Source organism: Streptomyces sp. NBC_00190 (genome assembly GCF_036203305.1).
Taxonomy (GTDB): Bacteria; Actinomycetota; Actinomycetes; order Streptomycetales; family Streptomycetaceae; genus Streptomyces.
On the sequence record NZ_CP108131.1, the window covers coordinates 5,759,275 to 5,783,411 of the forward strand.

Below are 24,137 nucleotides of genomic sequence, written 5' to 3' on the forward strand. Positions count from 1 at the left end.
CCGACGCGGTGTGGGAGGGTGGCAGACGGGGAACCTTCGGCTCTTCCACCACGTTTGTGCTTCGTGCACAGTGACATCTTGGTGACAGGGTGTGGCGATCTCGGGACTGGGGCTACGATGACCGGCACAAGGACGGACGGCGCAAGGATGCCGTCCTCTGGGGCGGGGCCCGGCGTACAGGCCGGAGTCTGGAGCCGGGGAGGCCCCATGCCGGGGCGAGGAGGACAGGGCATGGTGCAGAAGGCCAAGATCCTCCTGGTCGACGACCGGCCGGAGAATCTGCTGGCGCTGGAGGCCATCCTCTCCGCGCTCGATCAGACACTGGTCCGGGCGTCGTCAGGGGAGGAAGCGCTCAAGGCGCTGCTGACGGACGATTTCGCGGTCATCCTGCTGGATGTGCAGATGCCGGGAATGGACGGATTCGAGACCGCCGCGCACATCAAGCGGCGGGAGCGGACCCGGGACATCCCGATCATCTTCCTGACCGCGATCAACCACGGTCCGCACCACACCTTCCGCGGCTACGCGGCGGGCGCGGTGGACTACATCTCCAAGCCCTTCGACCCGTGGGTGCTGCGGGCCAAGGTCTCGGTCTTCGTGGAGCTGTACACGAAGAACTGCCAGCTGCGGGAGCAGGCGGCCCTGCTGCGGCTCCAGCTGGAGGGCGGCGGTCCGACCGGTGTGGACGGCAGCAGGGAGACGGCCGGTCTGCTGGCCGAGCTCTCCGCGCGGCTCGCGGCGGTCGAGGAGCAGGCCGAGGCGCTGACCAAGCAGCTCGGCGAGGACTCGGCCGAGGCGGCGGTGGTGGCGACCGCGGCCCATCTGGAGCGCAAACTGACCGGACTGCGGCGGGCGCTCGACGCGCTGGAGCCCGGGACCGGCGGGGGAGCGCCCGTACTGCCGCTGCAGGGCTGAGCGGCAAGCGGTCTGGTGGTGCGTCAGGTCTGGTGGTGCGTCAAAGCGGCCACGGGACGGGCGACACGAACGGGTGAAGGGGTGGGCACGCGCGTCCACCGGCGCGGACACCGGTAATCTCGGGCCCATGGCTTCACGTACGTCCGGCAAGGGTTCCCAGAGCACCGCGGGCACCGCGAAGGGCCGCACCGGCCGTACGTCGGCGCCGGCGAAGAAGGCGGCTCCTGTGCGCAAGCCTCCCGCGAAGAAGGCCGCCGCCAGGCGCGCCCCCGCCAAGAAGGCCGCGCCCAAGCCCGCGCCGTCCCCGACCGGGGGCGTGGTGCGGCTGGTGCGCGCCGTCTGGCTGGGCTGCGCGCACGCGGTCGGCGCGATCTTCAGGGGGATCGGCCAGGGTGCGAGGAACCTCGATCCCGCCCACCGCAAGGACGGTGTCGCGCTGCTGCTGCTCGCCCTCGCGCTGATCGTGGCCGCCGGGACCTGGTCGAACCTGAGCGGTCCCGTCGGCGATCTGGTCACCATGCTGATCACCGGTGCGTTCGGACGACTGGATCTGCTCGTGCCGATCCTGCTCGGCGTCATGGCGGTGCGCTTCATCCGCCATCCCGAACAGACCGACGCCAACGGCCGGATCGGGGTCGGGCTGTCCGCCCTCGTCATCGGGGTGCTGGGCCTGGTCCACATCGCCTGCGGGGCGCCCGGCCGGGACGAGGGCACCACCGCGATGCAGAACGCGGGCGGGCTCATCGGCTGGGGCGCCTCCAAGCCGCTGATCTTCACCATGGGCGCGCCGCTGGCCGTACCGATGCTGGTGCTGCTGACGGTCTTCGGGCTGCTCGTGGTCACCGCGACCCCGGTCAACGCGATCCCGCAGCGGCTGCGGCGGCTCGGCATCAAGCTCGGCATCATCGCCCCGAACGAGTACGACGAGGGCTACGGGGAGGCCGAGGCGGGCGCCGACCGACACGATGCCGAGCAGTGGCGGGCTCGTGGCGGCGCCGGCGCCGGTCCCGCCGATCCGGTGGACTCCGCCGAGGAGGAGGCCCTCGCGCGGCGGCGCCGGCCGAAGCGGGCCCCGTCCCGGCCGGCCATGGACCGGGAGATGGACGCCGTCGACGTGGCCGCGGCCGCCGCCGCCGCGCTGGACGGCGTGGTCTACGGCGGGCTGCCCCCCTCGCCGCTCGTCGCCGACCTCACCCAGGGCATCTCCGCCCCGCGGGAGCCCCGGGAGAACACCGCTCCCGTGCCGCCCGCCCGCGAGGAGCGCCCCGTACCGTCCGCGGCGCCCGCCGCCGAGAAGCCGCACGCCACCACCGCCGCGGCCTCCGGGACGCTGTCGGTGCCCGACCTGACCAAGGCCCCGCCGGAGACCCAGCCGCTGCCGCCGCGCGCCGAGCAGCTCCAGCTGCGCGGGGACATCACGTACGCGCTGCCCTCGCTGGACCTGCTGGAGCGGGGCGGGCCGGGCAAGACCCGCAGCGCCGCCAACGACGCCGTGGTCGCCTCGCTGACCAACGTCTTCACGGAGTTCAAGGTCGACGCGAAGGTCACCGGCTTCACCCGGGGCCCGACGGTCACCCGCTACGAGGTGGAGCTGGGCCCGGCGGTGAAGGTCGAGCGGATCACGGCACTGGCGAAGAACATCGCCTACGCCGTGGCCTCGCCGGACGTGCGGATCATCAGCCCGATCCCGGGCAAGTCGGCGGTCGGCATCGAGATCCCGAACACCGACCGCGAGATGGTCAACCTGGGCGACGTGCTGCGGCTCGCGGACGCCGCCGAGGACGACCACCCGATGCTGGTCGCGCTCGGCAAGGACGTCGAGGGGGGCTACGTCATGGCCAACCTCGCCAAGATGCCGCACGTGCTGGTGGCCGGAGCCACCGGTTCCGGAAAGTCCTCCTGCATCAACTGCCTGATCACCTCCGTCATGGTCCGCGCGACCCCGGAGGACGTGCGGATGGTGCTGGTGGACCCCAAGCGGGTGGAGCTGACGGCGTACGAGGGCATCCCGCACCTGATCACGCCGATCATCACCAACCCCAAGCGGGCCGCCGAGGCGCTCCAGTGGGTCGTGCGCGAGATGGACCTGCGCTACGACGACCTGGCCGCCTTCGGCTACCGGCACATCGACGACTTCAACCAGGCCATCCGGGACGGCAAGATCAAACTGCCGCCGGGCAGCGAGCGGGAGCTCAGCCCGTACCCGTACCTGCTGGTGATCGTCGACGAGCTCGCCGACCTCATGATGGTGGCCCCGCGTGACGTGGAGGACTCGATCGTCCGCATCACGCAGCTGGCGCGCGCGGCCGGCATCCACCTGGTGCTGGCGACCCAGCGGCCGTCGGTGGACGTGGTCACCGGCCTGATCAAGGCGAACGTGCCCTCGCGTCTGGCCTTCGCCACCTCCTCGCTCGCGGACAGCCGGGTCATCCTGGACCAGCCGGGCGCGGAGAAGCTGATCGGAAAGGGTGACGGGCTGTTCCTGCCGATGGGGGCGAACAAGCCGGTCCGCCTGCAGGGCGCCTTCGTCACCGAGGACGAGATCGCCGGGATCGTGCAGCACTGCAAGGACCAGATGGCGCCCGTCTTCCGGGACGACGTCACGGTCGGGCAGAAGCAGAAGAAGGAGATCGACGAGGACATCGGCGACGACCTGGACCTGCTGTGCCAGGCTGCGGAGCTGGTGGTCTCCACCCAGTTCGGCTCCACCTCGATGCTCCAGCGCAAGCTGCGGGTGGGCTTCGCCAAGGCCGGCCGGCTCATGGACCTCATGGAATCGCGTGGAATCGTCGGCCCGAGCGAGGGTTCGAAGGCGCGCGACGTCCTGCTGAAGGCCGATGAGCTGGACGGAGTGCTCGCCGTCATCCGAGGAGAGACACAACCGTAAGGAAACGGCGGGCAACCGTTTCCCTTGGGCCCGCGTCCAGTTGAAGGAAGGTGGCGACACCGCGTACGGCATCACGTACGGCGCGGGACCGCCGCACCGGAGGGGATGCTTCCGCGCCATTCGGATGGCGTAGGAAGTGCACCCTCCGGTTGCTCCACCCTTTCGTCACCCCCCTAGACTGGACATCCAGCAGGTGGCTACACGCTCGAAAGGCGCACTCGTGTCCATCGGCAACTCCAACTCCCCCGAAGAAGAGCGGCCTTCGACCGACGACCGGTCCGAGGACCGCATCGTCGAACGCTCCGTCGAAGGACCGTCCATCGGGACGGCCCTCAAGAAGGCCCGGATCGCCGCCGGGCTCACCGTCGAAGAGGTCAGTTCCACCACCCGCGTGCGCATCCCGATCGTGCACGCGATCGAAGAGGACGACTTCACGCGCTGCGGCGGCGACGTCTACGCCCGCGGTCACATCCGTACGCTCGCCCGCGCCGTACACCTCGATCCGGAACCCCTGGTCGAGGCCTACGACGCGGCTCATGGCGGCCGGCCGGCACCCACCCCCGCCGCGCCGATGTTCGACGCCGAGCGGATCCGCCCGGAAAGGCAGCGGCCCAACTGGACCGCCGCCATGGTCGCCGCCATCGTCGCCGTGATCGGCTTCGTGGGCTTCACCGCCTTCAGCGGCGGCGACGAGCAGACCAAGCGACCGGTGGCGGAAGGTTCCGCCTCCCCGAAGCCCGCGCCCAAGCAGTCCGGCGGCAAGCCGGCTGCCCAGCCCCCGCAGACCCCGCAGGCACCCAAGCCGGAGCCTTCCGACAGTGCCATCGCCGCCGCGCCCAAGGACCTCGTCACGGTCGTCCTGACGGCCGACACCGGCGAGAGCTGGATCTCCGCGAAGGACCACAGCGGCCGCCTGCTCTTCGACGGCACCCTCGCCCAGGGTGAGTCCAAGACCTTCACGGACAAGGAGTCCGTCGACCTCGTGCTCGGCGACGCCGGCGCCGTGAAGCTGTTCGTGAACGGCAAGGAGATCAAGGACGAATTCCAGTCGGGTCAGGTGGAACGTCTCACATACACGAAGGAAGACCCCCTCCGGGGACAGCCCCAGGCGGGCTGACCCGAGGCCGCCCTAGGGCGGAACGCTTTGATCCGGATCCCCGGGGTGCCGCACCGCACCCCGGGGATCTTGTTGTAAGGGGACTTGGGGCGGGGGCCGCCGCCGGGACGAAGTAGTCTTGAGTCCATGCCCGAACGCCGTACCGTCGCCCTTGTCACTCTTGGCTGCGCCCGTAACGAGGTGGACTCGGAGGAGCTCGCAGGCCGCTTGGCGGCGGATGGCTGGGAGCTCGTCGAGGACGCCGCCGATGCGGACGTAGCCGTCGTCAACACCTGCGGCTTCGTCGAAGCCGCCAAGAAGGACTCCGTAGACGCCCTGCTGGAAGCCAACGATCTCAAGGATCACGGCAAGACCCAGGCCGTCGTCGCCGTCGGCTGTATGGCCGAGCGCTACGGCAAGGAACTCGCCGAAGCGCTCCCCGAGGCCGACGGAGTCCTCGGTTTCGACGACTACGCGGACATCTCCGACCGCCTCCAGACCATCCTGAACGGCGGCATCCACGCCTCCCACACCCCGCGCGACCGGCGCAAGCTGCTGCCCATCAGCCCGGCGCAGCGCCAGGACGCCGAGGTGGCACTTCCCGGCCACGCGCAGGAGCCCGCCGAGGCCCCCGCCGACCTGCCGGACGGGCTCGCGCCCGCCTCGGGCCCGCGCGCGCCCCTGCGCCGCCGCCTGGACAAGAGCCCCGTCGCCTCGGTCAAGCTGGCCTCCGGCTGCGACCGGCGCTGCTCCTTCTGCGCCATCCCGTCCTTCCGCGGCTCCTTCATCTCCCGCCGCCCCAGCGACGTGCTGGGCGAGACCCGCTGGCTGGCCGAGCAGGGCGTCAAGGAGATCATGCTGGTCTCCGAGAACAACACCTCGTACGGCAAGGACCTCGGCGACATCCGGCTGCTGGAGACCCTGCTGCCGGAGCTGGCCGAGGTGGACGGCATCGAGCGCGTCCGCGTCAGCTACCTCCAGCCCGCCGAGATGCGGCCCGGCCTGATCGACGTACTGACCTCGACCCCCAAGGTCGTGCCGTACTTCGACCTGTCCTTCCAGCACTCGGCCCCCGACGTGCTGCGCGCCATGCGCCGCTTCGGTGACACCGACCGGTTCCTGGAACTGCTGGACACCATCCGCTCCAAGGCCCCGCAGGCCGGCGTCCGGTCCAACTTCATCGTCGGTTTCCCCGGCGAGAAGGAGTCGGACTTCGCCGAGCTGGAGCGTTTCCTCACCCACGCCCGCCTCGACGCCATCGGCGTCTTCGGCTACTCCGACGAGGACGGCACCGAGGCCGTCACCTACGACCACAAGCTGGACGAGGACACCATCGCCGAGCGGCTCGCGCACATGCAGCGGCTCGCCGAGGAGCTCACCTCGCAGCGCGCGGAGGAGCGGATCGGGGAGACCCTGGAGGTACTCGTCGAGACCGTCGTCCCCCTGGACGAGGCGGAGGACGGCGAGGGCGCCTACGGGCGCGCCGCCCACCAGGCCCCCGAGACCGACGGCCAGGTCGTCTTCACGGACGGCACGGGACTGGTCCCCGGGCGTATCGTCACGGCGAAGGTGGTCGGCACCCTGGGTGTGGACCTGGTGGCCGAGCCCCTGGGCACGGAATTTGAGGAGGCGGCCGGATGACCGGAGTCCCGGCATCTGCGGCGGGCGGGACCGGCCGTCGGCCCGCGCCCGGCGCGAAGCTGGGAGCCGCGGCGGTCAATCAGGCCAGCCTGTGGAACATCGCCAACATCCTGACGATGATCAGGCTCGTGCTGGTGCCGGGCTTCGTCTTCCTGCTGCTGGCCGAGGGCGGCTACGACCCGGCCTGGCGTGCCTGGGCCTGGGCGGCGTTCGCCGTCGCCATGATCACGGACATCTTCGACGGGCACCTGGCCCGGACGTACAACCTGGTCACGGACTTCGGCAAGATCGCCGACCCCATCGCCGACAAGGCGATCATGGGATCCGCGCTGATCTGCCTCTCCTGGCTGGGCGACCTGCCCTGGTGGGTGACGGGGCTGATCCTCGGGCGCGAGCTCGGGATCACGCTCATGCGCTTCTGGGTGATCCGCTACGGAGTGATCCCGGCCAGCCGGGGCGGCAAGCTCAAGACCCTGGCGCAGGGAACGGCCGTGGGCATGTACGTGCTCGCGCTGACCGGCGCGCTGGCGACCATGCGCTTCTGGGTGATGGCGCTCGCCGTCGTGCTGACCGTCGTCACCGGTTTGGACTACATCCGGCAGGCGGTCGTACTGCGTCGCCAGGGTCTCGCCGCGGAGCGGGCCGCGACGTGACAGACGCGGCGGGGGAATCTTCCTGTGGCTGAGGGTGGAGCCGGAACGGCGGCCGCGGCCACGGAGGTGCTGCGGTTGCTCACGGAGAGTGGCCAGACCCTCGCCGTCGCCGAATCGCTGACGGGCGGCATGGTGGCCGCGGAGCTCACCGCGGTCCCCGGGGCCTCGCGGTCCTTCCGCGGCTCGGTCACGGCGTACGCCACGGAGCTCAAGCACCGGGTCCTCGGGGTGGACGCCGGGCTGCTGGCCGCCGAAGGTGCGGTGAACGCCCAGGTCGCGGCGGAGATGGCGGCCGGGGTGCGGCGCGTGATGGGCGCTTCGTGGGGGATTGCGACGACGGGAGTGGCCGGCCCGGACCCGCAGGACGGGCAGCCGGTCGGCACGGTTTTCGTCGCCGTGGAGGGCCCGGGGGGCAGGAAAACGGCCCGGCTGAGGTTGAACGGCTCCCGTGCGGAAATCCGTAGGGAGAGTGCACGGACAGTGCTCGAACTGCTCTCAGGCCAACTTCGTGAGAATGCGCGGGGGCAGGATACGGAACACAACGGGGGGATTTGATGTTTGCAGCCCTGAGTGAACACGACATCGCTCCCCGCACGGCCGCGGCGCGAGGCGGTACGGTGGGGCGTGAAGGATGCGGCTACACGGTCAGAGGAGGGAGCCACCGATGATTCTGCTCCGTCGCCTGCTGGGTGACGTGCTGCGTCGGCAGCGCCAGCGCCAGGGCCGTACTCTGCGCGAAGTCTCCTCGTCGGCCCGAGTTTCGCTCGGCTATCTCTCCGAGGTGGAGCGGGGGCAGAAGGAGGCATCCTCCGAGCTGCTCTCCGCGATCTGCGACGCGTTGGACGTACGGATGTCCGAGCTGATGCGCGAAGTCAGTGATGAACTGTCGCTGGCCGAGCTGGCACAGTCGGCCGCGGCAAGCGAACCGGTCAGTGTGCCGGTCCGCCCGATGCTCAATTCGGTTTCCATGACTTCGGTCGCGGGACCGGAGCGGGTGACCATCAAGGCGCCTGCGGAAGCGGTGAATGTCGTAGCCGCGTGAGCGAGCACGTGAGCGTGTGAGTGTGGCCGGAGCCCCGGCCGGTGCGTGAAGCACCGGCCGGGGCTCCCGGCCGTTCTGGGTGCGGCGGCGGGAGGGGTGCGGGAGGATGGGGCCGTCCGGGTCCCGGCCCCAGGGAGGTAGCCGTGCGGCGGTTACTGCGCACGCCTGTGGCTTCGGCCCTGGCGCTGGCGGTGGGGGTGTTGTGGTGGTGGGCCGTGCTGCGGCTGCTCCTGGCGCCTGCGGAGTCCGGGCCCGTGGAGGGCGCGGTGGCGGTGGGCGGGTGGGGGCTGGGGCTGCTGCCGGTGCACTGTGTCCCGTGCCCGGTGCGCAAGGCCGCCGGGGCGACCAGGGCTACCAGGGCATCGACACTCCGCCGTTCGGGCGAAGGATCTGGCCCGTCATGAAGGACGAGGCGTCCGAGGCCAGGTAGAGCACGGCCCGGGCGACGTCCTCGGGTTCGCCGACCCGGCGCAGCGGGGACATGCGGATCATCATCGCCTCGGTCTGTTCCTGGACCTCGGGTGCGTGGCGGCCGGTCATCGGGGTACGGATCCACCCGGGGGCGACGGCGTTGACGCGGATGCCGTGCGGGCCGGCCTCGGTGGCGAGCGTCTTGGTCAGCTGGACGACGGCTGCCTTGGCCGCGCTGTAGCAGAGCAGGCCGGGCTGGGCGGCGTCCACGGCTCCGGAGGCCATCGTGACGATCGAGCCGGGGCGCCCCGCCTCGATCATGGATCGCGCGGCCTCCTGGCATGTGCGCAGGACTCCCTTGAAGTTGATGTCCAGGATCCGGTCGAGGTCCTCGTCGGAGGTCTCCAGGACGCTGCTGGTGTGCATGACCCCGGCGATGGCGGCGGCGACGTCGAGCGGGCCGGCGGCGGTGACGGCGGCCCGCAGGGCCGCCCGGTCGGTGACGTCGAGCGGGTGGACGGTGGCGGCGCCGTGGCCCGCCTTGCCGACGAGGGCTGCCGTCTCGGCGAGGCCCTGTTCGTCGCGGTCCGCGCAGTGCACGTGCGCGCCCGCCCCGGCGAGGAGGACGGCGGTGGCGCGGCCGATGCCGCTGGCGGCGCCGGTTATCAGGGCGGTGCGGCCGGTGAGGTCGTACGAGGCTGTGGGCATGCCGGGACCGTACGAGCAGATCTGACGGTCCGTCAACTAGCCTGTCGGGCCGGATTGGCAGCGGGGGCACCAGTACGTGGGGCGGCCGTCCTGGGGGGCCTCGCGGATCGGGGTGCCGCAGCGCAGGCAGGGCCGGTGGGCGCGGCCGTAGACGAAGAGGTCCTGGCCGGGGCGGCGGCTGCCGGTGGTGTTGCGGGGGCCCGGCCGCTCGCCGGTGTTCGCGGACAGCAGGCGGTGGGCCGCGGCGGCGAGGCGGGGGAGGGCGGTCTCGGGCAGGGCGCCGACCGGGGTCCAGGGGGTGACCTGGGCCAGGAAGCAGAGCTCGGCCTTGTAGATGTTGCCGATCCCGGCGAGGTTGCGCTGGTCGAGCAGGGCCTCGCCGAGGGGGCGCTCGGGGGCGGCGAGGAGGTTGGCGGCGGCCCGGTCGGCGTCCCAGTCGGGGCCGAGGAGGTCGGGCCCGAGGTGGCCCACCGCCTGGTCCTCATCGGCGGTGCGGATGAGCTCCAGGACGGGGAGGCGGTAGCCGACCGCGGTGTGGTCGGCGGTGCCGAGGATCGCCCGGATCTCGTGGGCGGGGCCGCCGTGCCACTTCGCGCCCGCGGGGAAGACGTGCCAGGCGCCGTCCATGCGCAGGTGGCTGTGGAGGGTGAGCCCGCCTTCGAAGCGGGCCAGGAGGTGTTTGCCGCGAGGGGTGACGTCGAGGGTGGTGCGGCCGGTGAGGTCGGCGGTGGCGAAGCGGGGGACGCGCAGGTCGCAGCGTGTGAGTTCCCGGCCGGCCAGGGCGGTGTGGAGGCGGGTGGCCGCGCGCCGGATGCTGTCACCTTCGGGCATGGCCCCATTGTCACCCTGCGGGGCTGCGGGGCTGCGGGGCTGCGGGGCTGCGGGGCCGTGGGGGCCGTACGGGACGAGCCCCCGCGGCGGGGTGCCGTCGCGGGGGCTCGTCCGGGTGTGCCTTCAGGTGGAGCGCAGGGCGGGGTGGCCGCTGCTACTTCCAGACGAGGCCCTTGTTGTTGCTCAGCGAGTTGTACGGCTCGCCCCAGTACTCGGCCGCGGAGACCTTCGTCTGGGCCGACGGGGCCAGGGCCACCGCGCAGCTGGTCTGCGTCTGGCCGTTGGTGAAGCCCTTCGGCAGCGATTCGTTCGGGCACTTCTCGAACTTGCCGATGACCGACAGGCCCTGGGCCTCGCTGCCGTCGCCGAGCAGGCCCTTGATGTGGCCCACCGAGGAGAACGACAGGTCCGTCGTGCCGGTGTTCTTGACCGTGTAGCGGATGTAGTACGGAACCTTCCCGCTGACCTTGTCGCCGAGCTTCATCGCGTCCAGGTCCGAGAGGGTGCCCTGCTCGATCGCGGTGACGGTGATGGCGATCTGGCCGCCCTTGTTGCTCCCGTAGCTGAACGGGACCGTCGCGGCCTCGCCGAGCTTGAAGGTCTGGCCGGACTTGGCCGTGCCCGCCGCACCGGCGGGGGCGTCACCGTAACCACCGGCCGACGGGCTGCCCGAGGTGCTCGGCTGGGCCGGCTGCGAGGGCTGGGCGGACGGGGCCGAAGAGGCCGGAGCGGACGGCTGCGCCGGGAGCTCCTCGTTGCCGCTCTTGCAGCCGGTGAGGGCCAGGGTTCCGGCGACCGCCAGGCCGACCGCGCCCAGGGTGGTTTTGCGCATGCTGATGGTGCTCACTTTTCTTCTCCCCCATGACTACGCATCGTCCAGCGCGATGCCTGTGATCATCTTGATAAAGCATGAATAAGGATCACTGCCAGCTGAGTCGGGGGCGGCAGCCGTTTCGTGACATGCCCAAGACATAAGTGGCTCAGTCGAGACCGTACGGAGCCATCAGGAGCGCAGGCGCAGACCTCTCGGGGTGGCGTGGAAACCGGCCGCCTCCAGGGCGCCGCCCAGGGGCGAGATCAGGGCCGCGGCAGTGTTGATCCGTTCCACCGTGAGGGCCGGGAGGGTGCCCGTGCGGGAGGCTGTGGCGAGGGCTTCGACGGCCGCGGTGAGGCGCGGGTCGCCGGGGTCCGGCCAGGCCAGGAGGGTCTTGCCGCCGCGCTCCAGATACAGGGTGAGCTCGCCGTCGACCAGGACCACCAGGGAGCCCGCCTTGCGGCCGGGCTTGTGGGTGGCTCCGCCCGGCGGCTCCGGCCAGGGCAGCGCCGCGCCGTACGCGTTCGCCGGATCGGCGGCGGCCAGCACCACCGCCGCCAGCGGGGGCGGGGTCCGCTCGGCGGCCCGCAGGCGGTCCACCGCGCCGTCCATCGCGAACTGGGCCGCGCCGAGCCCCTCGACCACATAGCCCCGGCGGGCCTGGCCGCTGTCCTCGAAGGCCGACAGGACGCGGTAGACCGCGCTGAAGCCGCCTTCCACCCCTTCCGCCGCGACCGCGCCCCGGGTCACCACCCCGTGCCGGTCCAGCAAGGTGCGGGCCAGGGCATGGGCCCGGTGGGTCGGGTCGGGGGCTTGCGAGGGCAGGAGCGACCAGCGGCCCGAGACCGTGGGCGGGCCGGTACGGGACACGGTCGCGCTGAGCGTGCCGTACCGCCCGCGCGGGACCGTCCGCCGGGCCCGGTGGGCCGTCGAGCCGGCGGTGCGGCCCGAGCCCAGCAGGGCCCGCAGGGGGCTCAGGGTGTCGTTCGTGAGCCGGCCCGACCAGGCGAGGTCCCACACCGCCTCGGAGAGCGCGACATCGGACACCTCGGGGAACGCCGCGCGGACCGCCTCGGCGATCTGGCGGAAGAACAGGCCGTACCCGCCCGACAGCCGGTCGAGGACCGCCTGGTGGAGAGGGGTCAGCTCCAGGGGGTGCGGCGGGGGCAGGAGCAGCGGGGCCGTGTCCGCCAGGTAGAGGGAGATCCAGCCGTCCTTGCCCGGGAGCGCGCCGGCGCCCGCCCAGACCACCTCGCCCGCGGTGGTCAGCTCGTCCAGCAGTCCGGGGGAGTAGCCGCTCACCCGGGACGGGAGGATCAGACGTTCCAGCGCGGAGGCCGGGACCGGGGCGCCCTGCAGCTGCTCGACCGCCCGGGCCAGGCCGTCGATGCCGCGCAGGGCTCCGCCCAGGTGCTGCCACTGCGGGAGGAAGGTGGCCAGCGAGGTCGGCGGGACCGGTTCCAGTTCCTGGCGCAGCGCGGCCAGCGAACGGCGCCGGAGCCTGCGCAGCACCGTCGCGTCGCACCACTCCTGGCCGATGCCCGCCGGGTGGAACTCGCCCTGGACCACCCGCCCGGCCGCGGCGAGCCGGTGCAGGGCGCCCTCGGTGACCGCCGGGCCGAGGCCGAAGCGGGTCGCGACGGCGGCCGTGGTGAACGGCCCGTGGGTGCGGGCGTACCGGGCCAGCAGATCGCCCAGCGGGTCCTTGACCGGCTCGGTGAACGCCTCCGGGACGCCGACCGGCAGCGCCGTGCCCAGTGCGTCCCGCAGCCGGCCGGCGTCCTCGATCGCCGCCCAGTGGTCGGTGCCGCCGATCCGGACCTGGATGGCGCGGCGGGCCGATGCCAGCTCCCGCGCCCAGGCCGGATCGGCCCCGCGCTCGGCCAGCTGGTCCTGCGTCAACGGGCCCAGCAGGCGCAGCAGGTCGGCCACCGATTCGGGGTCCTTGGCCCGCCGGTCCTCGGTGAGCCACTGGAGCTCCCGCTCCAGCTCCTCCAGTACCTGCGCGTCGAGCAGTTCGCGCAGCTCCGCCTGACCGAGCAGCTCGGCCAGCAGGCGCGAGTCCAGCGACAGCGCGGCCGCCCTGCGCTCGGCCAGGGGCGAGTCGCCCTCGTAGAGGAACTGGGCGACGTACCCGAAGAGCAACGAGCGGGCGAAGGGGGAAGGTTCGGGGGTGGTGACCTCGACCAGGCGGACGCGGCGTGCCTCGATGTCCCCCATCAGCTCGGTCAGGCCGGGCACGTCGAAGACGTCCTGGAGGCACTCGCGTACGGCCTCCAGCACGATCGGGAAGGAGCCGAACTCCGAGGCCACCTGGAGCAGCTGGGAGGCGCGCTGACGCTGCTGCCACAGCGGGGTGCGCTTGCCCGGACTGCGCCGGGGCAGTAGCAGCGCGCGGGCCGCGCACTCGCGGAAGCGGGAGGCGAACAGCGCCGAGCCGCCGACCTGTTCGGTGACGACCTGGTTGATGTCACCGTGGTCGAAGGCGACATCGGCCGCGCCCAACGGGGCCTGCTCGTCGTCGAACTCGAAGCCCGCGGGACGTGACGGGTCGTGGTCCAGGAGGTCCATGGACAGCAGGTCGGCGTCGGGGAGGCGGAGCACGATCCCGTCGTCGGCGTGCATCACCTGCGCGTCCATGCCGTACTTCTCCGCGAGGCGGGCGCTCAGCGCCAGCGCCCACGGGGCGTGCACCTGCGCGCCGAAGGGAGAGTGGACGACCACCCGCCAGTCGCCGAGCTCGTCGCGGAAGCGCTCGACCACGATGGTCCGGTCGTCCGGCACGTGGCCGCAGGCCTCGCGCTGCTCGGCGAGGTACGCCAGGACGTTCTCGGCGGCCCAGGCGTCCAGGCCGGCGGCCAGCAGCCGTAGCCGGGCGTCCTCCTCGGTGAGGCCGCCCAGCTCGCGCAGGAACGCGCCGACCGCGCGGCCCAGTTCGAGGGGGCGGCCCAGCTGGTCGCCCTTCCAGAACGGCAGCCGGCCGGGCACGCCGGGCGCCGGGGTGACCAGGACGCGGTCGCGGGTGATGTCCTCGATCCGCCAGGAGGTGGTGCCCAGGGTGAAGACGTCCCCGACGCGCGACTCGTAGACCATCTCCTCGTCGAGCTCGCCGACGCGGCCGCCGCCCTTCTTGGGGTCGGAGCCCGCGAGGAAGACGCCGAACAGGCCGCGGTCGGGGATGGTGCCGCCGGAGGTGACCGCGAGACGCTGGGCCCCCGGCCGGCCGGTGACCGTCCCGGCGACGCGGTCCCAGACGACCCGCGGTCTGAGCTCGGCGAACGCGTCCGAGGGGTAGCGGCCCGCCAGCATGTCCAGCACCGCGGTGAACGCCGACTCCGGCAGCGCGGCGAAGGGCGCCGCCCGCCGCACCAGGGCCAGCAGGTCGTCCAGCTGCCAGGTGTCCATCGCCACCATCGCGACCAGCTGCTGTGCCAGGACGTCCAGGGGGTTCGAAGGGATCCGGAGGGACTCGATCGAGCCGGTGCGCATCCGCTCGGTGACCACCGCCGCCTGCACCAGGTCACCCCGGTACTTGGGGAAGACCACACCGGTGGAGACCGCGCCCACCTGGTGCCCGGCGCGGCCCACCCGCTGGAGCCCGGAGGCCACCGACGGCGGGGACTCCACCTGCACCACCAGGTCCACGGCGCCCATGTCGATGCCCAGCTCCAGGCTGGAGGTGGCGACCACCGCGGGCAGCCGGCCCGCCTTCAGGTCCTCCTCCACCAGGGCCCGCTGCTCCTTGGAGACCGAGCCGTGGTGAGCGCGGGCCAGCAGCGGCGGGGCGCCCCGGGCGGCGCCGGACTGCGCCATGACCTCCGCCGGGGGAGAGCCCTCGGGCAGCTTCTCGCCCACGGCCCGCTCGTACGCGATCTCGTTGAGCCGGTTGCAGAGCCGCTCGGCGAGGCGGCGGGAGTTGGCGAACACGATCGTGGAGCGGTGCGCCTGCACCAGGTCCGCGATCCGCTCCTCCACATGCGGCCAGATGGAAGGCTTGTCCCCGCCCTCCCGGCCCTCGGTCGCCGGAGAGCCGCCCAACTCGCCCATGTCCTGCACCGGGACGACCACCGACAGGTCGAACTCCTTTGTCGACGGCGGCTGGACGATCTCCACCCTGCCGCGCGGCGCGAGGTACCGGGCCACTTCGTCCACCGGCCGGACCGTCGCCGACAGCCCGATCCGGCGTGCCGGGCGCGGCAGCAGCTCGTCCAGCCGCTCCAGGGACAGGGCCAGGTGCGCGCCGCGCTTGGTCCCGGCCACGGCGTGCACCTCGTCCAGGATCACGGTCTCGATCCCGGTCAGGGCGTCCCGGGCGGCCGAGGTCAGCATCAGGAACAGCGACTCGGGCGTGGTGATGAGGATGTCCGGCGGTCGGGTGGCCAGCGCCCGCCGCTCGGCCGGCGGGGTGTCGCCGGAGCGGATCCCGACCCGGATCTCGGGCTCGGGCAGACCGAGGCGGACGGACTCCTGGCGGATACCGGTCAGCGGGCTGCGGAGATTGCGCTCCACGTCCACGGCCAGGGCCTTCAGGGGCGACACGTACAGCACGCGGCAGCGCTTCCTCGGCTCGGCCGGCGGCGGGACCGAGGCCAGCTGGTCGAGGGCGGCGAGGAAGGCGGCCAGGGTCTTGCCCGAGCCGGTGGGCGCCACGACCAGCACGTCCGCCCCCTCCCCGATGGCCCGCCAGGCGCCTTCCTGCGCGGAGGTGGGCGTGACGAAGGCCCCTGTGAACCAGGAGCGGGTCGCGGGGGAGAACGATGCGAGCGCGGAGCCGGACATGCCCCCATCGTGCACCCCGGCACTGACAACGGGCCGGACCTGCGGGAACACCCCTTCCGGGCCGGAGGCCGCCGCCCGGCCGTGACCGGGGGAGGCGCAGAATGGGGGGATGGGGACGGACGAGGGGCGCCGGGAGTGGGCCCGGCACTGGCAGTACCCGGAACTGCCCGGGCTGGACCTGCTGCGCGCCCACTACGTACGCCACACCTTCCCGCGTCACGCCCACGACGGGTACGTCATCGCGGCCGTCACCGGCGGCATCGAGGAGATAGGGCTCCCCGGCGGCACCGTACGGGCGGGGCCGGGCAGCGTGGTCCTGATCAACCCGGAGGTGGCGCACACGGCGCGCGCGGGTGTGCCCGAGGGCTGGGCGTACGCGACCCTCTACCCCTCCCGCGCGCTGATCACCGAGGTCGCCGCCGAGATCGGCACCCTGCGCGGGACCCCCGGTTTCACCGCCGACATGGTCGCCGACCCGCAGGGCTCCCAGGCGATCGCCGAAGTCCACCGGGCCGCCGAGGCCGGGAACGCGCTGGCGGCCGACACGCTGCTGCGGGGCGTGGTGGCGCGGATGCTCCGCAGCCACGCCGGCCCGTTGCCCGGCCGTACGGTACGGCGCGCGGGCACCGCCGACGCCGAGCGGGCCCGTGCCGTCCTGGAGGGGCGCCTCGCGGACCCGCCGTCCCTGGAGCAGCTCGCGGCCGAACTGGGCACCAGCCCCTTCGCGCTGCTGCGCGCCTTCCGCGACCGCTACGGCATGCCCCCGCACACCTGGCTGACCGACGCCCGCGTCCGCCGCGCGCGCCGCCTGCTGGACGCGGGCACCCCGCCCGCGGAGGCGGCCGTGGTGGTCGGCTTCACCGACCAGCCGCACCTGAACCGGCACTTCACACGGATCGTGGGGGTGCCGCCGGGGGCCTATCGGCGCGGTCGAACAGGCGGCGCCGCTTGACCGGCGCGGGCCATACGGCCGCGGCGCCGAGGTGGTATCCCAGTTCCCGGTAGGCGTCGAACTGGGTGTGGTCGAACCACTGGTCCATGGTGCTCTGGCGCGGGAACGCCTTCTCCTTGAGGGCGTAGCTCAGCAGCTCGTACGGCATGTCCGGGGTCAGGCTGGCCTTCGCGAAGATGATGGTGCCGCACCTGGAGCCCGGCTTGCCCTCCTCGAACTCCACGTCCTCCGGGTACTTGATGACGCCCTTGACGAGGCAGTTCGCGGAGAACCGCGTGTTGAGGGCGGCCATCGGCTCCGTCGGCTCCAGCTTCTCGGCGCTGCCCGGCACCAGCTTCAGCACCTCCTTCTGGTCGAAGGTGATCTGCACGCCGAGGTCCTCGTAGGCGAGCGTGACCGCCTGGGCGAGGGTCGTGGCCAGCGGGGGCGAGTCCCCCGAGGAGTCGATCACGTACACCGTCCGGCAGCGCAGCCGCAGCAGCTCCACCAGGCCCAGGTTGTCGAAGTGCCCGCCGTCGGTGCACAGCAGCATGGGGCTGGAGTCCGAGTACCGGCCGATGAGTTCCTGGAGCTGGTAGCGCAGCCGGCGTACCCGGGGCAGCCTCGGCATGACCCAGTCCGGGCCCCGCAGGGCCACCTCCGCCAGGTACAGCGGGTTGGGCACCCACGTGCCCAGGCGCAGGTTGGACAGGGCGAGCAGCCGTTGCGCGGCCATCGACTGGGTGCCCATCGCCGAGGCGAACGCGGCACCGGAGACAGCGACGGCCGATTGCACGGTGAGGTCGCGGCCGACGAGCGGGGGCGCCGTGTCCTCCATCGTGGTCGTCCGTACCCACCCGGTGTCCGGGCCGCCCACGTAGTCGTGGGAGAAGGTGAACGGCACCGCGGGCCGCCCCGGCGCGGTGCGGTTGCGCAGGGACAGGGCTGCCGAGGCGACGAAGATGGTCTGCGGGAACGTGCCCCTGTCGCCTTCCACGCGCCTGCCGTGCGTGGACAGTTTGGTCTGCTCGGCGTTGTAGTCGTACGGCAGGGCGCCGACCGAGCCGTCGCGCAGGACGGCCCGGCGCACCGCGAACGCGCCGGCCAGCCGCTGCCGGTAGAAGGGGTGCAGGCTGAAGGTGGTCTGGTCGACGGCGAGCGCAGAGAAGAGCAGCAGGGCCGCCAGGCCCCACCGCCACCACCCGCTCCAGTCGCCCGCGTAGACGGCGGCCCAGGACAGCAGCGCCAGACCGAAGAACGCGACGAGGGTCAGCACCAGCCAGACCACGAGCGTCTGCGCCCAGCCGGCGCCGGTCTGGGTCACGATCGAGCTGGCTCCCGAGAACCGGCCGGCCTTGCCGCCGTCCGGTCTCACCTTCGTCACCCGGTCCTTGGTGGCGGTGAACAGACCGCCCAGTCCGGTCGCGGCGGCCGTCAGCGCACCGAAGATCGAGATGCCCTTGGGGCCCTCGGGGAAGACGTCCTCCCGATTGGCCAGCCAGGCGAAGAACCACAGCACCGTCGGCAGGATCACGGCGAACACGGCGATGGCCGCCGCCACCGCCAGGATGAACTTCACGGTGCTGCGCACCCAGGCCGGGCGCGACTTCCCCTCGCGCCCCCTGACCAGCGACGCCACCACGGACACCACGGCGGCGAGTGCCACGAGGGCGACGAGGGGCGTCACCAGTTCGTCGTGCAGCTGGTCGGACAGCGAGGGGAAGGAAGCGGCCGGGTCCGTCCGCAGCCGGTCCAGATCCGTCAGCGGGACGCGATGGTAGAAGGCGCTCAGATAGACGCCGACGACGACGAACGCCAGCGCCAGCAGACCCAGCGACACGCACAGGCCGCGCAGGATGATGCCCGCCGCCAGCAGTTTTTCCCTCGGGCTGTCCGCCAGGTACTTCGCGTGCCGCCGGATGTGGTCCTCTTCGGGGCTGCCGGGCGCGAACACGTCGCGCACGGTGGCGAGACGGGCGTCGGCGAGATACGCCGGCTGCTCGTCGGTGAGGGCGAGCTGGAACGCCCCGGACGTGTAGCCGCCGCCCGAAACGGACACCAGATAGCGGGCCTTGGCCAGCACACCCCCCTCGCGCAGGGCCTGCAGCCCGCCCAGGGTGACCGATGCGGACCGGATGCCGCCGCCGGAGACGCAGATGCCCACCTCCGCCGGTTTCCGCCCGGGCAGTTGGAGCGCGCGGGTGCGCCAGCGTTCCTTGGCGCTGTCCGGCGGTTCCGCCGTGACGGCAGGATCCGGCCACTCGCTCACGGGTGTGGTGGCGTGCGGCGCGGCGGGCGGAGTGACGATGTCCGGGTCGTCCCAGGGCTCACCGCGGTTCGCGAGCTCGTGGGCCTTCTGCACGAGCGGGGTCCGGGGGAGGGGAGGCGTGCCCGACGGTGCGGTCCCGGCGGTCTTCACCGCGGCCCTGGGGAACAGGAGGATCCGGGCCGCCAGCGTGAGGGCGATCCACAGCGCCGCCACCGTCACCGGTCCGACCAGCGCCCACTTCAGCAGCGCGCACCAGGACGCCTTTTGCCAGTCACCGTCCGCGCCCGTGCCGAGCCCGTCCAGGGCCCGGTAGAGGAGGATGTTCTCGCAGACGTCCGCCGCGGCCGTCACCCCGGTGACGGCGAGGCCCCGGAGCATGAATCTCCGCGACACCTTGCGGTACAGGAAGCAGCTGCCCAGACCGAACACCGCGAGCAGCGCCAGCGTGTATCCCGGGATGAAGAGGAACGAATCGAGCCGCAGGGCCCGGCGGAACGGCTCGCGGTGTCCGCCGGGAAGCGGGCACCACAGACTCTGCCCGTAGATGATCCGGCAGGCCCGGTCCCAGCTGCCCGCGAGCTGGAGCGGCACCTCGTCGGGGAGCGTTCTGTGCCGGTCGACGTACAGGACGATGAGAACGCCCCCGGCGATCAGGCCGATGCAGCACAGCCATGCGGCCCACTTGGCATATGAAGGACGTACAACAACTCGTGTCGGAGCACTCTCCATGCGCCCACCGTAGCGATGTGGGTGCGGAGCGTGACGATGCGCGCGCAAGAACGTACAAGACCCGGACGCCGTGCCCTGCGTAGCTTCGGGGCGTGGAAGAACGTCAGACTGTGATTCAGGAGGCCCCCGAGGGGGTCGCCGCCGGGCGGCCGCGCGCCGCCGTCGTACGGGACGCGCTCGGCGTGGGGGTGGCGGTCGGGCTGTCCGGGTTCGCGTTCGGGGTGACCGCCGCGGGAGCCGGGATCAGCGTGCTGCAGGCCTGCGTACTGAGCCTGCTCGTCTTTACCGGCGCCTCGCAGTTCGCGCTGGTCGGGGCGCTGGCGGCCGGTGGCAACCCGTTCACGGCCGCCGCCGGGGCCTTCTTCCTCGGGACGCGCAACGCCTTCTACGGGCTGCGGCTGTCGCAACTGCTCGCGCTGCCGCGCGCCGTACGGCCCTTCGCCGCGCACTGGGTCATCGACGAGACCACCGCCGTGGCGCTCGCCCAGCGGGACCGCAGGTCGGCCCGGCTCGGGTTCACCGTCACCGGCCTCAGCCTCTACGTCCTGTGGAACCTGACCACCCTGCTCGGGGCGCTCGGCGCCGAGGCCATCGGGGACACCGCCGCGTGGGGGCTGGACGCCGCCGGACCCGCCGTCTTCCTGGCCCTCCTCGCGCCCATGCTGAAGACCTCCACCGAACGGGCCGTCGCCGGGCTCGCGCTCGTCCTCGGACTGGGATTCCTGCCCGTGCTGCCCGCCGGGGTGCCCGTGCTGATCGCCGCGCTGGCCGCGCCCGCCGTGCTGTGGATGAAGGGACGCCGCTCGTGAACGTCTGGATCGCCATCGGACTCACCGTCGTCGGCTGCTACGCCGTCAAGCTCGCCGGGCTGCTCGTACCCGCCGGGGCCCTGGAGCGGCCGCTGGTGCGCCGGCTGTCCGCCCTGCTGCCCGTCGCCCTGCTCGCGGCGCTCACCGCCCAGCAGACCTTCAGCACCGGGCACGAGCTCGTCCTCGACGCCCGCGCCGCCGGTCTCGCGGCCGCCGCGCTCGCGCTGCTGCTACGGGCGCCGTTCCTCCTCGTGGTCGCGGCCGCCGTCGTCGTCACCGCGGGGGTACGGGCCCTGGGCGGCTGACCCCGGCCGGCAGGCGCCCGTACGCGCGCAGCGTCAGCAGGGCCTCCAGCGTGGCGATCGGGCGCCGCTCCAGCGAACTGCCCGGCGCCCACGCCCTGCGGCGTACCGGCCAGCCGCCGTCCGGCTGTTGCTCCGCGGCCAGGAAGTCCAGCGAGCGGCGCAGCTCCTCGTCCGTGAACCAGCCGCGCGCCAGCGACTCCGGCCGCCTCGCGAAGTCGTGCGGGAAGAGCTGCTCGCCGGGCGCGTAACCGGGGGCCGCCGGGTACTCCGCCCGCCGCACCGGATCGAGCACCGCGAGCCGCCGCTCGCGCACCAGCCGCCCCAGCCGGTCCGCGGCCGCCACCGCCCGCGCCCGGTCGGGGGCGCCGTCGAGGAAGGCCACCGCGCTCTGGACCTCGTACGGATGCGAGCGGTGCAGGCTCTCGACCCGGTCCCAGCAGAAGTCCGTGGCCCGGAAGAGCCAGGCGTGCCAGATCCGGTTGCGGTGCAGCAGGCCGACGACCGGGCCCGTGGTCAGCAGCTCGCCCGGAGGGTCGTCGTACACCGGGTGGTAGGGGGCGGCGGGGTAGCCGTGCGGGGCCGCCGACACCACCGGAAGGGCGCCCTCCGGGGTGGAGACCCGGGTCAGGTGGCGGCAGAGCCTCTCGATGCGCTGCCCGGTGCAGCGGCCCAGGCTGTCGAGGACGCGCAGCGCGTGCGCGGTGTGCAGCGGGTGGCTGAGCGGGCCGCGCAGATCCGGATCGAGGGCGTGTCCGTAGCCGCCGTCGTCGTTGAGGTAGGAGCCGAGGGCGGTGTCCACCGCGTCGGCGTCCCCGCCGAGGAAGTGGAACGCGAACCGCCGCTGCTCCAGCACGCGGGCCGTGAGCCAGATGAACCGCTCGGCACGGGGCAGCGGGGCCGTGGCCGCCACGGCGGCCGCTGGGGGAGCTTCGTCTCCAGGCATGCGAGAAACCGTAGGACGCCGTGGTGCGGCGACGGGGGACGAACGGGGCGGGTGCACTCTCCGGGGCGGGATACTGGAGGCATGCGGTTGACGATTTTCTGGGAGCGGATGGCGGAGCACTTCGGTGCGGGCTACGCGGACTCCTTCGCGCGGGACCACGTCATGACGGAGCTCGGCGGGCGCACGGTCCACCAGGCGCTCGAAGCGGGCTGGGAGGCCAAGGACGTGTGGCGCGCGGTGTGTTCGGCGATGGACGTGCCTGCCTCGCTGAGGTGACATCGCGCCGGCCGGGCGCCGACGGGGCTTCGGGGCACCGCTTCGGGGCACCGCTTCGCGGTACGCGCAGCCGGTGGGACAGACTTGGCGGCGTGGCAGCCAGTGATGAGACGACGACCGATCAGCCCGCAGACGCCCAGGGCGCGCCGCCGCCGCGGCCGGCGGATCAGGCCGGGTCCACCGGCCCCGGCGGCCCCGCAGGCGCCGCCTCGTCGCCAGGTGCCGAAGGGCCCGCCGGGCCGGGGAGCCCTCCGGCCGGGACGGCCCCCGACGGGGCGGACGCGCGGATGCCGCGCTGGCTGCCGCGCGCCGTGGTCCTCGTACTCGCGCTCGTCGCCTGCTTCCAGCTCGGCAGCTGGGCCTTCCACCAGCTCATAGGGCTGCTCGTCAACATCCTGATCGCGTTCTTCCTCGCGCTCGCGATCGAACCCGCGGTGGACTGGATGGCGGCCCGCGGCATGCGCCGCGGGCTCGCCACCTTCCTGATGTTCCTCTTGGTGCTCGTGGTGACCGCGGGCTTCCTCGCGCTGCTCGGCTCGATGCTCGCCGGGCAGATCGTCGAGATGGTGGAGGGTTTCCCGGGCTACCTCGACTCGGTGATCAAATCGATCAACACCACGTTCCACACCGAGCTGTCCAGGCTGGAGATCCAGGACAGCCTGCTGCGCTCCGACTGGCTGCGCAAGTACGTGCAGAACAGCGCGACCGGCGTGCTCGACGTGTCCGCCACCGTGCTCGGCGGGCTCTTCAAGCTGCTGACGATCGGGCTCTTCTCCTTCTACTTCGCCGCCGACGGACCGCGGCTGCGGCGCGCGCTGTGCTCCGTACTGCCGCCCGCCAAGCAGTCCGAGGTGCTGCGCGCCTGGGAGATCGCGGTGGACAAGACGGGCGGCTACCTCTACTCGCGCGGGCTGATGGCGCTGATCTCCGGCGTCGCGCACTACATCGTGCTGGCGGTCCTCGGCGTGCCGTACGCGCCCGCGCTCGCCGTGTGGGTGGGGCTGGTCTCCCAGTTCATCCCCACCATCGGCACCTATCTCGCGGGCGCGCTGCCGGTCCTGATCGCCTTCACCGTCGATCCCTGGTACGCCCTGTACGTCCTCGGATTCGTGGTGGTCTACCAGCAGTTCGAGAACTACGTCCTGCAGCCCAAGCTGACCTCGAAGACCGTGGACATCCACCCGGCGGTCGCCTTCGGGTCGGTCATCGCGGGTACCGCCCTGCTGGGCGCGGTCGGGGCGCTCGTCGCGATCCCGGCCGTCGCCACGCTGCAGGCGTTCCTCGGCGCGTACGTGAAGCGGTACGCGCTGACGGAGGGCGCGGCCGCCGCTACTTCCCGTCCGCGGCGCCGAGTACGGCTGCCAAGGCGTCGGTGACGGTCGCCTCGGCGGCGGCCTTGTCCACGCCGAGGCCGCTGAGCAGGCCCTCGCCGTTCTCCAGCTCCAGGAGCGCGAACAGGATGTGTTCGGTGCCGACGTAGCCGTGGCCCAGGCGCAGGGCCTCGCGGAAGGTGAGCTCCAGGGCCTTCTTCGCGGACGCGTCGAACGGGACGAGGTCGGGCACCTCCGCCTGGCCCGGGGGCAGTGCGGCGGCCACGGCGGCGCGTACGTCGTCCGCCGCGACGCCCTGGGCGCTCAGGGCGAGCGCCGCGAGGCCCTCGGGCTCGGACAGCAGGCCCAGGACGAGGTGCTCGGTGCGGATCTCGGTGCCGCCGGCGGCGCGGGCCTCGTTCTGCGCGGCCATGACGACGTTGCGGGCGCGGGGGGTGAAGCGGCCGAAGCCCTGGTTGGGGTTGAGGCCGGGGTCGCCCTCCTTGTCGGCCTTGGGGACGAAGCGCTTCTGGGCGGCCTGGCGGGTGACGCCCATGCTCCGCCCGATGTCGGTCCAGGAGGCGCCGGAACGGCGGGCCTGGTCGACGAAGTGTCCGATGAGGTGGTCGGCCACCTCTCCGAGGTGCTCGGCGGCGACGACGGCGTCGCTGAGCTGCTCCAGGGTGTCGGTGTGGACCTTCTTGATGGCCTCGATCAGGTCGTCGAGGCGTACCGGATTGGTCATGCGAACGGGTTCCACTGAAGGGTTCGTCATGAGTGCAACCCTA

General features: G+C 72.6%; 19 protein-coding genes. 12 read left to right on the forward strand and 7 right to left on the reverse strand.

All coding sequences use genetic code 11. The features are described from left to right. Positions 1-231 precede the first annotated feature (231 nt). From OG429_RS27800 to OG429_RS27830, 7 genes are all read left to right on the forward strand, one after another. On the forward strand, positions 232-915 hold the full coding sequence (locus OG429_RS27800) for a response regulator (protein WP_328927969.1): 684 nt from the start codon (positions 232-234) through the stop codon (positions 913-915). A gap of 127 nt (positions 916-1,042) precedes the next feature. Further along, positions 1,043-3,802 carry an FtsK/SpoIIIE family DNA translocase gene (locus tag OG429_RS27805; RefSeq protein ID WP_328927970.1) on the forward strand — a complete coding sequence of 920 codons (2,760 nt, stop codon included), beginning with the start codon at positions 1,043-1,045 and terminating at the stop codon, positions 3,800-3,802. Positions 3,803-4,022: 220 nt separating this feature from the next. Continuing rightward, entirely contained in the window at positions 4,023-4,919 is an 897-nt protein-coding gene (locus OG429_RS27810) for a helix-turn-helix domain-containing protein (RefSeq protein WP_328927971.1), read from the forward strand. Between the two features lie 126 nt (positions 4,920-5,045). Further along, positions 5,046-6,539, forward strand: a complete 1,494-nt coding sequence (gene rimO, locus OG429_RS27815; RefSeq protein ID WP_328927972.1) for a 30S ribosomal protein S12 methylthiotransferase RimO — start codon at positions 5,046-5,048, stop codon at positions 6,537-6,539. Next, positions 6,536-7,192 (forward strand): CDP-diacylglycerol--glycerol-3-phosphate 3-phosphatidyltransferase, encoded by a 657-nt coding sequence (pgsA, locus tag OG429_RS27820; RefSeq protein ID WP_328927973.1) that lies wholly within the window; start codon positions 6,536-6,538, stop codon positions 7,190-7,192. The genes rimO and pgsA overlap by 4 nt, the downstream gene beginning before the upstream one ends. A gap of 66 nt (positions 7,193-7,258) precedes the next feature. Then, complete coding sequence (locus OG429_RS27825; RefSeq protein ID WP_328927974.1) at positions 7,259-7,747, forward strand: CinA family protein; 489 nt, start codon at positions 7,259-7,261, stop codon at positions 7,745-7,747. A gap of 109 nt (positions 7,748-7,856) precedes the next feature. Further along, positions 7,857-8,234 (forward strand): helix-turn-helix domain-containing protein, encoded by a 378-nt coding sequence (locus tag OG429_RS27830; RefSeq protein ID WP_328927975.1) that lies wholly within the window; start codon positions 7,857-7,859, stop codon positions 8,232-8,234. 351 nt (positions 8,235-8,585) lie between these two features. Here OG429_RS27830 and OG429_RS27840 read toward each other — a convergent pair whose 3' ends face one another. The 4 genes from OG429_RS27840 to OG429_RS27855 form a co-directional block, all read right to left on the reverse strand. Continuing rightward, positions 8,586-9,353, reverse strand: coding sequence for an SDR family NAD(P)-dependent oxidoreductase (locus OG429_RS27840; protein ID WP_328927977.1), 768 nt, complete (start codon positions 9,351-9,353; stop codon positions 8,586-8,588). Between the two features lie 36 nt (positions 9,354-9,389). Continuing rightward, positions 9,390-10,184 (reverse strand): Fpg/Nei family DNA glycosylase, encoded by a 795-nt coding sequence (locus tag OG429_RS27845; protein WP_328927978.1) that lies wholly within the window; start codon positions 10,182-10,184, stop codon positions 9,390-9,392. 154 nt (positions 10,185-10,338) lie between these two features. Further along, positions 10,339-11,031, reverse strand: coding sequence for a hypothetical protein (locus tag OG429_RS27850; RefSeq protein ID WP_328927979.1), 693 nt, complete (start codon positions 11,029-11,031; stop codon positions 10,339-10,341). A 156-nt stretch (positions 11,032-11,187) separates the two neighbouring features. Then, entirely contained in the window at positions 11,188-15,777 is a 4,590-nt protein-coding gene (locus tag OG429_RS27855; protein WP_328927980.1) for an ATP-dependent helicase, read from the reverse strand. A 109-nt stretch (positions 15,778-15,886) separates the two neighbouring features. Here OG429_RS27855 and OG429_RS27860 point away from each other — a divergent pair, with 109 nt between their 5' ends. Further along, positions 15,887-16,729 (forward strand): AraC family transcriptional regulator, encoded by an 843-nt coding sequence (locus OG429_RS27860; protein WP_328927981.1) that lies wholly within the window; start codon positions 15,887-15,889, stop codon positions 16,727-16,729. Here the strand turns inward: OG429_RS27860 and OG429_RS27865 are convergent. Next, on the reverse strand, positions 16,665-19,706 hold the full coding sequence (locus OG429_RS27865; RefSeq protein WP_328927982.1) for a hypothetical protein: 3,042 nt from the start codon (positions 19,704-19,706) through the stop codon (positions 16,665-16,667). The genes OG429_RS27860 and OG429_RS27865 overlap by 65 nt on opposite strands. A 92-nt stretch (positions 19,707-19,798) precedes the next feature. Between OG429_RS27865 and OG429_RS27870 the strand changes: the two genes are divergently transcribed. Continuing rightward, positions 19,799-20,515, forward strand: a complete 717-nt coding sequence (locus OG429_RS27870; RefSeq protein WP_405678254.1) for an AzlC family ABC transporter permease — start codon at positions 19,799-19,801, stop codon at positions 20,513-20,515. Continuing rightward, positions 20,512-20,820, forward strand: coding sequence for an AzlD domain-containing protein (locus OG429_RS27875; protein WP_328927983.1), 309 nt, complete (start codon positions 20,512-20,514; stop codon positions 20,818-20,820). The genes OG429_RS27870 and OG429_RS27875 overlap by 4 nt, the downstream gene beginning before the upstream one ends. On the opposite strand, the gene OG429_RS27880 is transcribed toward OG429_RS27875, so the two are convergent. Further along, a complete protein-coding gene (locus OG429_RS27880; RefSeq protein ID WP_328927984.1) occupies positions 20,789-21,763 on the reverse strand; it encodes a hypothetical protein in 975 nt (324 codons plus the stop codon). The genes OG429_RS27875 and OG429_RS27880 overlap by 32 nt on opposite strands. Positions 21,764-21,844: 81 nt before the next feature. On the opposite strand from OG429_RS27880, the gene OG429_RS27885 reads away from it, so the two are divergent. Further along, on the forward strand, positions 21,845-22,039 hold the full coding sequence (locus tag OG429_RS27885) for a DUF3046 domain-containing protein (protein WP_030650223.1): 195 nt from the start codon (positions 21,845-21,847) through the stop codon (positions 22,037-22,039). Between the two features lie 92 nt (positions 22,040-22,131). Beyond that, the gene (locus OG429_RS27890; protein ID WP_328927985.1) at positions 22,132-23,415 is read left to right on the forward strand and encodes an AI-2E family transporter; all 1,284 of its coding nucleotides are present in this window, start codon (positions 22,132-22,134) and stop codon (positions 23,413-23,415) included. Here OG429_RS27890 and OG429_RS27895 read toward each other — a convergent pair. Continuing rightward, a complete protein-coding gene (locus tag OG429_RS27895; protein ID WP_328927986.1) occupies positions 23,369-24,124 on the reverse strand; it encodes a Clp protease N-terminal domain-containing protein in 756 nt (251 codons plus the stop codon). The two genes, OG429_RS27890 and OG429_RS27895, sit on opposite strands and share 47 nt — an antisense overlap. Positions 24,125-24,137: the final 13 nt, after the last annotated feature.